Annotated in this window: 11 protein-coding genes; 10 read left to right on the forward strand and 1 reads right to left on the reverse strand. The window is 55.6% G+C overall.

Annotation, left to right across the window (positions count from 1 at the left end):
* The first annotated feature begins 194 nt into the window (after nt 1-194).
* The 6 genes from GP473_RS02720 (at nt 195) to GP473_RS02745 (ending at nt 9,229) form a co-directional block, all read left to right on the forward strand.
* Complete coding sequence (locus GP473_RS02720) at nt 195-3,701, forward strand: translation initiation factor IF-2 N-terminal domain-containing protein (RefSeq protein ID WP_246394877.1); 3,507 nt, start codon at nt 195-197, stop codon at nt 3,699-3,701.
* 320 nt (nt 3,702-4,021) lie between these two features.
* On the forward strand, nt 4,022-4,324 hold the full coding sequence (gene rplU, locus GP473_RS02725; RefSeq protein WP_186277093.1) for a 50S ribosomal protein L21: 303 nt from the start codon (nt 4,022-4,024) through the stop codon (nt 4,322-4,324).
* A 41-nt stretch (nt 4,325-4,365) separates the two neighbouring features.
* Nucleotides 4,366-4,626 carry a 50S ribosomal protein L27 gene (gene rpmA, locus GP473_RS02730; protein WP_185769286.1) on the forward strand — a complete coding sequence of 87 codons (261 nt, stop codon included), beginning with the start codon at nt 4,366-4,368 and terminating at the stop codon, nt 4,624-4,626.
* Between the two features lie 264 nt (nt 4,627-4,890).
* Nucleotides 4,891-6,405 carry a GTPase ObgE gene (gene obgE / locus GP473_RS02735; RefSeq protein WP_186277094.1) on the forward strand — a complete coding sequence of 505 codons (1,515 nt, stop codon included), beginning with the start codon at nt 4,891-4,893 and terminating at the stop codon, nt 6,403-6,405.
* Between the two features lie 273 nt (nt 6,406-6,678).
* Nucleotides 6,679-7,812, forward strand: coding sequence for a glutamate 5-kinase (gene proB, locus GP473_RS02740; protein WP_246394953.1), 1,134 nt, complete (start codon nt 6,679-6,681; stop codon nt 7,810-7,812).
* Nucleotides 7,813-7,924: 112 nt separating this feature from the next.
* Complete coding sequence (locus GP473_RS02745; protein WP_186277095.1) at nt 7,925-9,229, forward strand: glutamate-5-semialdehyde dehydrogenase; 1,305 nt, start codon at nt 7,925-7,927, stop codon at nt 9,227-9,229.
* A gap of 165 nt (nt 9,230-9,394) precedes the next feature.
* On the opposite strand, the gene GP473_RS02750 is transcribed toward GP473_RS02745, so the two are convergent.
* Nucleotides 9,395-10,336 carry a YwiC-like family protein gene (locus GP473_RS02750; protein WP_186277096.1) on the reverse strand — a complete coding sequence of 314 codons (942 nt, stop codon included), beginning with the start codon at nt 10,334-10,336 and terminating at the stop codon, nt 9,395-9,397.
* Nucleotides 10,337-10,377: 41 nt separating this feature from the next.
* Between GP473_RS02750 and nadD the strand changes: the two genes are divergently transcribed.
* From nadD to GP473_RS02770, 4 genes are all read left to right on the forward strand, one after another.
* Nucleotides 10,378-11,022, forward strand: coding sequence for a nicotinate-nucleotide adenylyltransferase (gene nadD, locus GP473_RS02755; RefSeq protein ID WP_186277097.1), 645 nt, complete (start codon nt 10,378-10,380; stop codon nt 11,020-11,022).
* Between the two features lie 100 nt (nt 11,023-11,122).
* Nucleotides 11,123-11,596 carry a ribosome silencing factor gene (rsfS, locus tag GP473_RS02760; RefSeq protein ID WP_186277098.1) on the forward strand — a complete coding sequence of 158 codons (474 nt, stop codon included), beginning with the start codon at nt 11,123-11,125 and terminating at the stop codon, nt 11,594-11,596.
* A 104-nt stretch (nt 11,597-11,700) separates the two neighbouring features.
* Nucleotides 11,701-12,465 (forward strand): histidine phosphatase family protein, encoded by a 765-nt coding sequence (locus tag GP473_RS02765; RefSeq protein ID WP_185769293.1) that lies wholly within the window; start codon nt 11,701-11,703, stop codon nt 12,463-12,465.
* Nucleotides 12,462-13,601: a DegV family protein gene (locus GP473_RS02770; RefSeq protein WP_186277099.1), complete on the forward strand. Its 1,140-nt coding sequence runs from the start codon at nt 12,462-12,464 to the stop codon at nt 13,599-13,601. Before GP473_RS02765 ends, GP473_RS02770 begins: the two co-directional genes overlap by 4 nt.
* Nucleotides 13,602-13,957 lie beyond the last annotated feature (356 nt).

The raw sequence follows: 13,957 nt of genomic DNA on the forward strand, positions 1-13,957 counted from the left end.
CCGTTTTACCAGACCTACCTGTACTTTTAACATTTTGCAGCGGTCGCCCGCGGAGAGGCGATCGGGTGCGACGCTCGCGTAGGAGCTAGGCGCTTGGTTTCACCGACGCCGAACCTAGGCAGACGCATGGCGCATCCTGCGACTCTTCAGTCCCTCGGTGGCTTCAGGGGCGTACCAGCGCACAAAGGAGAATCGTGGCTATTTCCAGCCAGGAACTGTCGGCACAGGCCGCACAAATTGATAGAGACCAACTGGGGGAGAAAACTCGAGTTCACGCACTAGCCAAGATGCTCGGCGTGAGCAGCGCAGAACTGCTGACTATCCTCGCCGAACACAGCATTGAGGGGAAGCGTCCAGCATCCACCGTGACTAAACAGCAAGTTGGTGCAGTGCTCGATGCCTTGGCATCCACCCAGACAACCGTGAACAAGAGCGGTAAGAAAACCGCGAAGAACACCACGAAAAAGACTGCGAAGAAAACCGCGAAGAAGGCGGTTGCGAAAAAGACTGAGAAGACCGCGGAGACGACGAAAAAGACTGCGAAGAAAACCTCTAATCAGACCGCAGAGCCGACGGCTCCGGTGACAGAAGAGAGCAGCGCACAGCAGGCTGACAACGTCACTGTAGAGGGAAAACCTGCACGTCAACGCGCGAAAAAAACTGTTAAGCGGACTACTCGTAAGAAGACTTCGGGTAACACCGTAGAGGCTGTGCAGTCCCCAGAAGCATCGGCTGAACCTGATAGCCCTGCAGATAAGAATGCCGCCGAGAAAACCTCCGCCGATAAGAGCTATAAGGACGCGGTTGAGAAAACCCCTGCGGATAAGAACGATAAGGAGGCGGTCGAGAAAACCTCCGCCGATAAGAGCTATAAGGACGCGGTCGAGCAGGCATCAGAGGATAAGGATTCCGGTCAAAAAGCATTAGCGGTTAAGTCCCAAACTGATGATGCTGAACAACACCACTCTGATGTACAGGAGGAGCCGAAGGAAAAGACGACTCGGCGCCGTGTGCGGCGGGTCGTGCGCCGATATGGTGCCAGCGAACAGCTGGCTCAAGAGAAGTCCGAGGAACACGCCAAGGAGACAGCACCAGGGCATATCGATTCTCTCTCCGATCAGGACGCTACTTCTCAACGTGAGGACACACCACAGTCCGACACGGAATCTGACAAAGAAGAGAGCCGTTCCAACAGCGCGCGGCGTTCACGCCGTCGTCGTCGCAGCCGTGGGCGCCGGGGAACAAGAACCACCGGCAAACAGGAACAAATCGAGGCTCCCCTCGCTGGTGAGCAGGATAACGAGGAGGATAAGAAAACATACAGTGACGAAGAGGAAAGGAAAACACACGCTGAGGAAATAAAACCAGAAAAGCTACACCCTGCCGAGCGGGACGAGGCCGATATTGTCGACGAGCCGGTGCGCGTGAAGGGCAGCACCCGGCTAGAATCCCGCCGCAAATGGCGCCAGGAGAACCGTCGCGAACCACGCCATATCGTGAGCCGTAGTGAGTTCCTCGCTCGTCGCGAGTCTGTCGAACGCAAGATGGTGGTTCGTGACTCTGAACGCACCGACAAGGCAGGTCTCACCACACAGGTCGGTGTGGTGGAAGACGGAATGCTGGTGGAGCACTTCGTTGCTTCCGAGACCCAAAGCTCTATCGTTGGCAATATCTACTTGGGTACGGTTCAAAACGTGTTGGGCAGCATGGAAGCTGCATTCATTGATATCGGTACAGGTCGGAATGCGGTGCTCTACGCGGGTGAGATGAATTGGCATTCGCCACACCTGCACACCAAAACGCGTCGCATTGACCAGGCCTTGAAAGCCGGCGACCAGATCATGGTTCAAGTCATCAAGGATCCATTGGGACATAAAGGTGCGCGTCTCACAGGGAGAATCAGTTTCGCTGGCCGCTACCTGGTGTACTTCCCAGGTGGAACAACGGCGGGCATCTCACGCAAACTCCCTGAAGGTGAGCGGAAGCGTCTCAAGGAAATTCTCACCCGAGTAGTCCCCGGTGAGGGTGGAGCGATCATTCGTACCGCTGCCGAGAATGTGGAGGAAGAGCGCATTCGAGAAGATGTTGAGCGCCTACATCGCATCTGGGAAAGCGTAGCGAAGGAAGAAACACACGCGCGCAGTCGCAAAGGCGCAAAGCCCATCGCCCTCTACGAAGAGCCGAATATGCTGGTCAAGGTAGTCCGCGATATCTTCAATGAAGATTTCACCGAGCTCATCGTAGAAGGTGAGCAGTCTTGGTCGACCGTGCGTGACTATGTAGGCAGAATGGCGCCTGATCTGAAAGACCGCGTGGTGAAGTGGCATCCGCAGCGCAACGGCGGCCAAGACGTGTTTGCTGCGATGAACTTAGACGAGCAGCTGGCTAAGGCGTTAAGCCGTAAAGTGTGGTTGCCATCTGGTGGTCATTTGGTATTTGACCACACTGAGGCCATGACCGTTATCGATGTGAACACGGGGTCATTTATCGGTTCCGGTGGCAATCTCGAAGAGACCGTCACACAAAACAACTTAGAGGCGGCTGAAGAGATTGTTCGTCAGATGCGCCTTCGAGATCTGGGCGGCATGATCGTGGTGGACTTCATCGATATGGTTCTGGAAGAGAACCAAGATTTGGTTCTACGACGTCTTACCGAGTTCTTAGGACGTGATCGCACCCGTCACAAGGTGTCCGAAGTGACGTCGTTGGGACTGGTTCAAATGACTCGTAAACGTTTGGGCACAGGTCTTCTGGAGACGTTTTCTACAGTTTGCGAGCACTGCGGCGGTCGCGGGGTCATTATTCACGCTGATCCAGTTGAGGATCATGGCAGCGATAAGGACTTTGAACGTCGTGATCATGGCAACCGCAAGGTGCGGCAGCAGTTGCGTCGAGAACAACGGCTGCGGGAGGAAGCTCAGGCGCGTCGTGCGTCTGCGGAGGCTGTTCAGACAGTACACGCAGCGTCTACCCCGGAAGATGTGCCAGAGGAAGAGGCTCACGCAAAGCCGAGCGAGACGCCGCAGAATGTCACCCAAGATGAGCGCGCTGTGGCTCACCCTCGGCGCCGTGTACGCCGTGTGGTTCGACGCCACAACGTCCCAACCATCGAGACATCCAGTGGATCTCGTGGCACAAGGTCTAAGAAATCGTCCACTTCCGCAGACCGTGCTGCCGCCCGCCGCGTGGAGTCCAGGCGTGAGAGTGATCAACAACAGGTTCGCCATGACGATCGAGATCACGGGCGTACAGATGGCATAGAGAAGCAAGGACGCCGCCGTATGCGTCGTGTCGTGCGTTCAGCGCGTCGGGTGGTGGATCAGCCATCCATGACGCGCCCTGACGAGAACGAAGTCAACGGCTCTGCCCAGGATCACGTGAGTGTTCTTACCCACGAGAACACGCGGAGTTTCGACGAAGCTCAACGTGAGTTCGATTCCTCTCCGCGCCGAAAGCGAAATACACGAGGCAATTCGCGATCTGATATTCCGCCGCGGCCGGAGGACTTCGCCACTGGGGTAGCGGCGGAGGACTCCGATGGCAAGAAGTCTTCGCGCCGGCCGATGCGGACAGCTCGCAGGCGCAGTGTGAGGCGTTCTTCCGGCGAGCGCACTGCGTCGACCGAAAGAAAAACGCAGGCGCAGGCACAAGGAGGGAAACGCCGCGTGAGGCGCGTTGTCCGTCGTGTCAACGAGAACTAGTGTGACGCATGTGAGCGGCTGTGAATTCTGTCCGTGAGATTTTGGAAAAACCAAGATGAACGGGTAGTCTTGAGCAGTCGCTGTTCAAAACGCCAGTGAACCGCGTCTGTGTGCGCGGAGGAAAACCCGCTGAGGGCTTTCGTATCACAAGCGCAGACGATACCGCTGAAGATCAACTTCACGCAGTCGTCATGCGGCTACAGGTGTAAAGAACACAGTGAAAGACCGAATTGTCCAGTCAGGACGTACACGTTGCATGCCAGCGTCGATGCGGTGTGTGTGGCCTGAGTCGAAGAGAGAAATAAAGGGGTAGCCCTACCATGTACGCGATCGTCAAGACCGGCGGCAAGCAGTACAAGGTTGCCGAAGGTGACCTCGTCAAGGTCGAGAAGATCGAGGGTGAGCCGGGTAAATCCGTGGCTCTCACCCCGGTTCTCGTCGTCGACGGCGCAGATGTCACCACCGGTGACAAGCTTGCCAACATCACTGTTAACGCTGAGATCGTTGAGCACGTCCGCGGCCCTAAAATCAACGGCATGCACTACCGCAACAAGACCGGTTACAAGCGCCGTTACGGCCACCGTCAGGACCTAACCGTCCTGAAGGTCGGCGGTATTAAGTAAATTACCGAGACACGTAATCTTCCTGAAGGAGGGAGAGACTAATGGCACACAAGAAGGGTGCATCTAGCTCCAACAACGGCCGTGACTCCGAGTCCAAGCGTCTCGGTGTGAAGCGCTTTGGCGGCCAGCAGGTTAAGGCAGGCGAGATTCTTATCCGTCAGCGCGGCACCGCATTCCACCCAGGTGAGAACGTTGGCCGCGGTGGGGACGATACTTTGTTCGCCCTGAAGCCAGGCGCTGTGAAATTCTCCATTAAGCGCAACCGCCGCACTGTAAACATCGTGGAGAACGAGGCTGTTTAAAGCTTCACCCAAGCCCAACAAGCTTCCACGCTTTGACACGCCGCCAGTGGGACACCCTGCTGGCGGCTTTGTGTATCTCCGCTCGCTCAAATTATTCTCTGAGGAAACTGGAGAATAGTGACGAGTGAGACGATGAACAAAGAGAAAATGGCTAAGGACGACGCGCAATAAAAGGAACACGTGTGACAGTCCTATTTCACAAAGATTCAGAACACGTGTGACAGTCCCATCTCACAAAAGATTCAATGGAAAGGAACACTCCATATGCCACAGTTTGTTGACCGTGTGGTGCTGCACTTGCAGGCCGGAGACGGCGGCCATGGCTGTGCATCCGTTCACCGTGAGAAATTTGTTCCGCTCGGTGGGCCAGATGGGGGCAACGGTGGGCATGGGGGAGACATCGTGCTCGAAGTCTCCCCCCAGGTTCACACTCTCCTTGACTTCCACTTCCACCCGCACATCAAGGCTCAGCGTGGAAATAATGGGGCCGGGGATAACCGACATGGAGCGCGCGGGGAGGATCGTATCCTTCCCGTGCCAGAAGGCACGGTCGTGCTTGATGATAAAGGCGAGGTGTTGGCAGACCTCACCGGAATCGGCACCCGCATGATTGTCGCGTCTGGAGGACATGGCGGCCTCGGCAACGCGTCATTGGTTTCCAAAAGCCGTAAGGCGCCGGGTTTTGCCTTGTTAGGTGAGCCAGGCGAAGCAAAGGATATCGTTCTTGAGCTGAAGTCAATGGCGGACGTGGGCTTGGTGGGATTCCCCTCCGCCGGTAAATCTTCTCTGATCTCAGTGCTGTCTGCGGCGAAGCCGAAGATCGCAGACTACCCATTTACTACTCTGGCCCCGAATCTCGGTGTGGTCACTGTGGGGAATGAAGTATTCACAATGGCTGATGTTCCAGGTCTGATCCCCGGCGCGTCTGAAGGCAAGGGTCTCGGACTCGATTTCTTGCGCCACATTGAACGCACCGCTGTGCTGGCTCACGTGGTGGACGCGGCCTGCTTGGAAGCTGAGCGCAATCCGGTGGATGATATTCGTGCCCTGGAGAATGAACTGGCCAACTATCAATCTGAGTTGGCTACTGACTCTGGTTTGGGTGATCTACGCGACCGTCCTCGGGTCATCATTTTGAACAAGATGGATGTACCTGATGCCGCTGAGATGGCAGATCTGCAGGAAGAAGAGCTCAAAGAGTTTGGGTGGCCCATTTTCCGTATTTCTACGGTCGCTCACCAGGGATTGCAGGAGCTTAAATATGCTTTAGCGGACATTGTGAAGCAACATCGCAAGAATCATCCCGTGGCGTCGCGTCCTCCACAGGTCATTACCCCGAAGGGGTTGCGAAAGAACAGCCGTGGTGGCCACTTTGCGGAATTTGAGGTGCGACGCGATCCTCACAGTGATGATGCATTCATCGTCACAGGGGAAAAACTCGAGCGATGGATTCTACAGACCGACTTTGACAATGACGAAGCAGTGGGATTCCTGGCGGATCGTTTGGCGAAAGCGGGCGTAGAAGACGAACTGTGGAAAGCCGGTGCTCAGGAAGGGTCTGAGGTCACCATTGGGGACATCACGTTCGAATGGGATCCGCAGACCGCAGCCGGTGTAGATATGACACCGAGCAGCCGTGGCACGGACAACCGTCTTGTTCAGAACCACCGTGCGACCGCTGAGCAGCGCAAGCGTGCTTCCCAAGCTCGTCGCGGTTTGATCGATGAATTTGATTATGGCGATGGTGAGGAGGCCTCCACTGAGCGCTGGGAGGGCTAGAGGGATGGCGGGGTGCTACGGAATACAGGTGATGCTGGCATACTAGTACTCATGCCAACTGGGAAAAACGACGACCACATTGCACAGTCCGATGACCAGAATCCCGCTTCTAGTGTGTCAGCTGCATTGACTTACTCGGGGCCAGAAGAAGTCTCGGAACCGATCAATACAGTCGCCAGCTATGGGAGCCGTCCGGTTCACCAGCCGGGTCCGGTGGTACCCGCAACCACCATTGAGTTTCCAGATCCTGAGATCCCAGAGGATCATCCAGCGATGGGGCATGAATCCCGTTACCGTGAGGATATAGCTCGGGCACGCCGTATTGTGGTGAAAATCGGATCCTCCTCCTTGACGGATGAGAACGGCCATGTGGATCCGCGGCGCATTGACATTATTGCCGATGCCCTCGAAGCTCGCATGGATCGTGGGTCTGATGTCATCGTCGTGTCTTCTGGTGCCGTGGCCTGCGGCATGGGGCCTTTGGAATTGGCTCAGCGTCCTACGGATCTGGCGACTAAACAGGCAGCTGCGTCCGTGGGACAGGTTCTTTTAGCGCAGGAATGGGCGCGCAGTTTCGCCCGTTATGGCCGCACCATTGGCCAGGTTCTTCTCACTGCATCCGACGCCGGCGTTCGTGATCGCGCTCGTAATGCGCAGCGCACTATTGATCGCCTACGCCAGCTTAAGGCCGTTCCAATTGTGAATGAGAATGATACGGTGGCCACCGTCGATATGCGGTTCGGTGACAATGATCGACTCGCTGCCTTAGTCAGCCACTTGGCTTTTGCCGATGCATTGGTTTTGTTGTCTGACGTGGATGGATTGTTTGACCGCAACCCGGCAGAACCTGGCGCTCAGTTTGTTCCGGAGGTGAAGTCTGGCAAGGATCTCATGGGTGTGATAGCCGGTGATGGGGGGCGCTTAGGAACCGGTGGCATGGCCGCAAAAGTATCCGCTGCTCGCTTGGCTTCTCGCGCGGGCGTGCCTGTACTGCTGACCTCCATGGACAATATTGGTGCGGCGCTGGATGATGCCCAGGTGGGGACGTGTTTCTGGCCGCAGGAAGATCGTCTTTCCGCCTGGAAATTCTGGGTACTGTATGCGGCTGACGCTTCGGGGCGATTGCACCTTGACGAGGGTGCAGTGGCGGCCGTGACTCAGAGCCGTAAATCCCTATTGGCAGTGGGGATTACCCGCGTCGAGGGCGATTTTTCACAGGGGGACATTGTGGACATCGTGGGTGCCGATGGTGAACTCGTTGGCCGCGGAGAAGTGAATTATGATTCCGCGATGTTGGATGGCATGATAGGCCGTCCGACCAGCCAGTTGCCTGATTTTGCCCGCCGGCCGGTGGTGCATGCTGATTATCTGTCCACTTACTCCAACCGGGCTCAGTTACCAGGCTAGAGGGTGACTCCGGTGTATGCCGAGCGGTTGAGGTGCGTGGCGTGTAGTGACTTGAGATGTGCACACTCAGATTGCTTTAGGTGTGTGTTAAAAGTCGGTACAGTTGAGTGGCATGTCAAACCCCAATGCGAATTTTCCTGAAGATCTGACCCCCGAACGTCAAGCCGAGCGAGATGAGGTATTATCCAAGGCTCGCAAAGCTAAGGAAGTTAGTCAGACCACCATTTTGAGCACCGAGCAGAAAAATGAACTGCTCAACGCCGCGGCCGATGCGCTCGAGTCTCAGTCCGCTGCCATTATTGAGGCTAATGAAAAGGATCTGAGGGCTGGCCGCGAGTGCGGTTTCGCGGATTCTCTCCTGGATCGGTTGGCCTTGGATGAGCAGCGTATTACAGGCATTGCTGGTGGCCTGCGTCAGGTGGTTGGTTTGCCAGATCCGGTGGGTGAGATTGTCCGGGGATACACTCGTCCCAACGGTTTGCGCATGAAGCAGGTACGTGTGCCACTCGGTGTGATGGGGATGGTCTATGAGGCTCGCCCTAATGTCACGGTTGATGCCTTTGGTCTTGCCATCAAATCCGGTAACGTGCCGTTGCTGCGCGGCTCGAAGTCGGCGCGCTTTACCAATGAAAAACTGGTTGAGATATTGCAAGATACCGCCGAGAAGCATGGTCATCCGCGAGAGATTGTGCAACTCTTGCCATGCCAGTCGCATGATTCCGTGCACGATCTCATCACTGCGCGCGGCTTGGTTGATGTGGTTATTCCCCGTGGTGGAGCAGGGTTGATTAACGCCGTGGTCATGGGGGCTACTGTCCCTGCCATCGAAACCGGTACGGGCAACTGTCATTTCTACATTGACAAGTCCGCCAACCTCGATGAAGCCATTGACTTGGTGGTGAATGGTAAGACTCGCCGCGTTTCTGTGTGCAATGCCACGGAGGTTGTTCTTCTCGACGCCGCTCTCAGCAACAATGACAAAACCCGAGTGCTCAAGGCGCTGCAGGATGCTGGGGTGACCATTCACGGTGACAAGTCTGAGCTGGATGACTTGATTGGCGATGTTATTCAGGCGGAGGAAGAGGACTGGAGTGACGAATATCTGAGTATGGACATCGCGGCGAAGATCGTTGATGGTGTCGAAGAGGCAGTAAAGCACATTACTCAGTACTCTTCTGGCCACACCGAGGGTATTTCTGCCACCGATTACGGAGTGATTAATTACTTCGAGAAATTCGTGGACTCTTCCACACTGGCCATTAACGCATCTACTGCGTGGACCGATGGAGAAATGTTTGGATTCGGGGCAGAGATCGGCATCTCCACCCAGAAGTTGCACGCGCGCGGGCCGATGGCTCTGCCAGAATTGACCTCCACCAAATGGGTTCTCAATGGCGAAGGTCATGCCCGCCCATAAAAGGTATGGGTAAGCATTTCTGAGGGGAAACGTTTTCTGCCCGGAGCTGAACTGCGGTGCGGTAGCTCTATGACATGGCGCGTTAACTACGCTGTGGCGCAATAGGTACGCGGGCGTAGTGCAATATAACTACGCTGCGGTGCGGATGGAGATCACACTGACGTCCTAGAAAAATGCAATGGCTACGCAGCCCACGGCCAACGTGAGAGTGGGCCATATTTCCCGCATACCCACGCGCTTGGGAGTCCACGCGCGTGGGTTGTTTGCAGCCAACGCTGGAACTCGCCATGCTCTGTAGAGGCACCACGCCATAGTGAGGATAAATATCAACGCGCTAGGCCAAAAGACGCCCAAAATAAGAAGCGGCACACACATGATGGACACCACGATGAGGGCGATGAAGTGGTAGATCACCGAGAATTTTACGTAGGACGGATTACCTTTTTCACGGATTAACGTCTTGACGTAAGGGATCGTTCCGACAAAGTACAGCGCGACGCACAGCGTCGCGATGATCAGCTGTGCCGGAGCGTAGAAGAAGAAGCCTGGCGGTCCCTGGACAGCAGCCGAGACCATGACCGGAATCATGAGAGAACTCGCCACCGTAGTGGACACTCCACTGGATAGGGAGCGGGGGTGACGTCGAATAACTTCCACGAATGCCCAAACGACCAGGGGAAGAAATATGGGAACCCACCACAGCATCTGCCAATTCATAGCAAGGGCGGACAACCCAGCGATGACAGTGATAGCACCGTAGACAACAAGCGGTGCGCGATATTCTTTTTTGCGCTGCTTGCTACGGGTCTTATGCCACAACCCGAAAGCGTAGAAAGCGAAATAGCCGAAGAGCCACATCACTGCGATTGCCGCCATGAGTGCATACACCTTAAAACGCTCCGGAGTTCCCGGGGCAGCAGGACTCAACAGCAGACCCAAAATCACGCCGACGAACATGGGCATGATAAGCATCGCCCATGCGCCGTGTTGATTGGGCACCCATGCATTGCCGCGTGACTGACGCTTACGGCGGCGAGTGGAGGTACCCGGACGCTCCCTGTGCGAAGACTTAGAGGATGTGACCGGGGAGGTTGGTTGACGGGACATGACTCATAGACCTCGACAGTGTTTCACCTAGAATTGCCACCATGGTTTCAACAACTAACGGTAACTCGCGGCCGACGCGGGTGGGAATAATGGGAGGCACATTCGACCCCATCCACAACGGTCACTTAGTCGCAGGAAGCGAAGTTGCCGACATGTTTGATCTAGACGTGGTGGTGTATGTACCGACAGGTCAGCCATGGCAGAAGAAGGATCGCTCAGTATCTTCGGCGGAAGATCGCTATCTGATGACAGTCATTGCTACGGCATCCAACCCCCGTTTCGAGGTTTCCCGAGCCGATATAGATCGGGGTGGAGATACCTACACTATTGACACGTTGGCAGACATACGGGCCGAGTATCCGGGTGCAGAACTGTTCTTCATCACGGGAGCTGATGCATTGAACAAGATTGTGACGTGGCGCGACTGGGAGTCCATGTTCGATCTCGCGCACTTTGTGGGCGTGACTCGGCCGGGGTACGAGCTCCCCGGGCACGGGGTGGGCAGCAGCGAACATCCCCTTCAACGAGAGATGGATGAGGGGCGGCTGAGCCTTGTGGAAATTCCGGCGATGGCGATTAGTTCCACAAACTGTCGAGAGAGAGCTGCAGCTGGTCGTCCTGTGTGGTATCTCGTACCCGATGGGGTGGTGCAATACATAGCCAAGCACCGCATGTATGTGCAATAGGCACGCGCATGGATTGGGCACGCGCATGGATTAACTGCACAAACACCGGTAGGCTATTTGTGTTTTAACGCATAAACCGTGCTTGGTGAAAGGTTCATTTTTGACTGCGACTTCTGAGTCCATTGCACTGGCATCTGCAGCAGCACGTGCCGCATCGGACAAGCTGGCCGAAGATATTCTGGTGATTGATGTCTCTGATCGTTTGGCGATCACTGACTGCTTTGTTGTGGCTTCTGGCGACAACGAGCGCATGGTCAATTCCATTGTTGATGAAGTGGAAGATGCGCTCAGCGAGTTGGGCGAGAAACCTCTACGCCGAGAAGGCCGAGGTGACGGACATTGGGTACTGCTGGATTACGGTAGCGTGGTGGTTCACGTGCAACGTGCTCAGGAACGTGAGTTCTACGCCCTGGATCGTTTGTGGCGCGATGCTCCTCAGATTGCAGTTGATGGTGTGGAACAGATTGATCGAGGAACCAACTGGGACGAAGACACGGAGGTTGACGTCCTGGAAGCTACCAGCGTGGATGACCTGCCACTAGCTGGCCCCACCCCTGATGTGGACGAACTGTAGGAAGAGCGAAGAACCCCTGTTCGTCCCCCTTGGCTGATTATGGTTGTGGGTGTGATGGATGACGTGGACTGCTGCATAGTGATGAGAGGAGAGTGAGACATCACATGAATCGCCGTCTGGTATTGGTTCGCCACGGGCAGACCGACTACAACAAAAGTGGCCGTATGCAAGGGCAATTGGACACACCCTTATCTGCCGAGGGCATTGCTGAGGCGAAGTCTGTTGCATCGCAGATCGGCGAGTGGGATGTCTCCGCTGTCTACTCTTCGGATCTCACCCGCGCCGTCGACACAGCCCGCATACTCGCTGACGCCTGGGGGCTTGAGGTCAAGACTGATAGGCGCTTGCGAGAAACGGATCTGGGTGACTGGACGGGTGCGTCGCATGAAGAGGTAGACCACAACTATCCCGGTCAGCGAGCTTACTGGCGCCATGCTCCCAATTGGGCGCCTCCGAATGCAGAAACTCGCGTGGAAGTGGCCACCCGCGCCCACTCGCTGGTCAATGAGCTGATGGAGACAGATGTTTTTGACCGCGGGATGGTGGTGATGGTCGCCCACGGCGGAACTATTGGTGCGCTCACTGCTCAGTTGCTGGAACTGCCCATTTCCCACTTCAGTATGTTCTCTGGGCTAGGAAATGTGCGTTGGTCGCAGCTTATGGCGCGGCAGAAGTTCTACGGGGAGGGGGCAACGATGAGCCCTCCTGCCATCGATGGCTCTACGGTGCCGCATGTTCCCAAGAAAGACCGCCAGTGGTGGAAAGATCCCCACTGGCATCTGGAGGGATGGAATATGTCTGCAGCTCCGGGCAAAGCTCCAGTGCAAACCGCTAGTCCTGATGAAGGTGGAGAGGATAACCTCGCATGACAGTGCACGTCGTTACCGACTCGTCTTCCTGTCTGCCAAAAGAGTTGGCTGAGCAGTCCAAGGTGAGTGTTCTGGATCTGCACACCGACGGCGAAGGCACAGACAGAACCACGGCTGGGCTCGGGGCTCTAGAATTAACTGCGTGTTACGCTCGTCTGCTTGAGCGTGGGGGCGACGCCGGCGTGGTAGCCATTCACCTTTCCAAGGAGCTGTCTGCCACCTGGAGTAACGCCGTGTCTGCTGCAGGCATTTTCGACGGCAAAGTCCGTGTGATGGATACAAATACGGCCGGAATGGTTAACGGTTTTGCAGCACTCAAGGCCGCCGAAATCGCCCAAGCAGGTGGGTCGCTGGAGGATTGTTTCCGTGCTGCTCAGCGGGTGATTGACGAGTCGAATCTGTGGCTCTATGTGCATCGACTGGATGCCATTCGCAAGGGTGGCCGGCTCTCAACTGGCCAAACCCTGCTGACGACTGCGTTGGCCATCAAACCAATTCTCCGGTTGGAGGATGGGCGTATTGCCTTGGCCGCTAAAACACGCACTCAAGGCAAGGCCATGGATAAGTTGGTGAATATGGTGACTGAGGTGGTCATTGAGGAGGCCACCCGCGCAGCGGTGAGGGGAGAATCACCTCGCCGTATCCGTGTTGCCGTCCATGAAAACGAAGCAGTGGACGTTGCAGAAAAGTTGATCGCGTCGATGCAGGAACGCGTGGAAGAACTGCGCATTCACGCTTCTTCGCATGATGGTCCGTTTGCTATACCCGATGGATCTGAAAAGAAAAAAGAACGCCTCATTCTCGCAAAAGAAAAGGCGAGGATTCGGGACATGGTCAAGGCTGAGAAAACGAAAACGGATAAGGTTCACACTGACAAAGCTAAGGCCCAGAAAGTAGGCACTGAACAGGGAAAGAGCGGAGATCATAAGGATCGATCCGGGGGTTTCCAGGCGGTGGACGCATCCGGTGTAGCACAACGCGATGAAACAGAATCCATGGAGAGTATTGCCGGCACACACTATGATCCAGCAGATATCGCCATTCCCGATGTTGAGTTTTCGCGGATTCAAATCTCTGACGTGCTTTCGGTACATACAGGGCCCAGTTCCATCGCTGTCACCACCGTGTTTTGGTAGAGCGTGTGCGATAAAGCTCTCCAGTGTGGGTAGAAGACGTGCCAATAAAACTTCTCTTGGGTGGGTGGAATGCGTTCGGTTAAAACTTCGGCCTCACATAAGAGACTTCTGGTCACAAGCTTTTGTTCACGTCTTGGAAAAAACTGGATAAAACCACTGGTCATGAACCAAAAATAGGCATGTGCACATGACCGGCAAATTACTTATTCACACCCCATGAGTTATCCACACCCTCCTGGGGCTTTCACGTTTCCAGCTCTGTCCCGGCACTACGCCTAGTCTGCCCATGGTGTTTACTTGCGCCATGGGGACGCGCTGGTCGAAGAATTCGGGGAGGGCTGAGATCCGACAGAGGA

This window comes from Corynebacterium anserum, assembly GCF_014262665.1.
GTDB classification, from domain to species: domain Bacteria; phylum Actinomycetota; class Actinomycetes; order Mycobacteriales; family Mycobacteriaceae; genus Corynebacterium; species Corynebacterium anserum.

What these genes read in the sequence shown, in the direction of transcription:
- rplU (WP_186277093.1), top strand. Translation starts at nt 4,022, where the DNA reads ATGTACGCGATCGTCAAGACCGGCGGCAAGCAGTACAAGGTTGCCGAA.
- rpmA (WP_185769286.1), top strand. Translation starts at nt 4,366, where the DNA reads ATGGCACACAAGAAGGGTGCATCTAGCTCCAACAACGGCCGTGACTCC.
- obgE (WP_186277094.1), top strand. Translation starts at nt 4,891, where the DNA reads ATGCCACAGTTTGTTGACCGTGTGGTGCTGCACTTGCAGGCCGGAGAC.
- proB (WP_246394953.1), top strand. Translation starts at nt 6,679, where the DNA reads ATGGGGCATGAATCCCGTTACCGTGAGGATATAGCTCGGGCACGCCGT.
- GP473_RS02745 (WP_186277095.1), top strand. Translation starts at nt 7,925, where the DNA reads ATGTCAAACCCCAATGCGAATTTTCCTGAAGATCTGACCCCCGAACGT.
- GP473_RS02750 (WP_186277096.1), bottom strand. Translation starts at nt 10,336, where the DNA reads ATGTCCCGTCAACCAACCTCCCCGGTCACATCCTCTAAGTCTTCGCAC.
- nadD (WP_186277097.1), top strand. Translation starts at nt 10,378, where the DNA reads ATGGTTTCAACAACTAACGGTAACTCGCGGCCGACGCGGGTGGGAATA.
- GP473_RS02765 (WP_185769293.1), top strand. Translation starts at nt 11,701, where the DNA reads ATGAATCGCCGTCTGGTATTGGTTCGCCACGGGCAGACCGACTACAAC.
- GP473_RS02770 (WP_186277099.1), top strand. Translation starts at nt 12,462, where the DNA reads ATGACAGTGCACGTCGTTACCGACTCGTCTTCCTGTCTGCCAAAAGAG.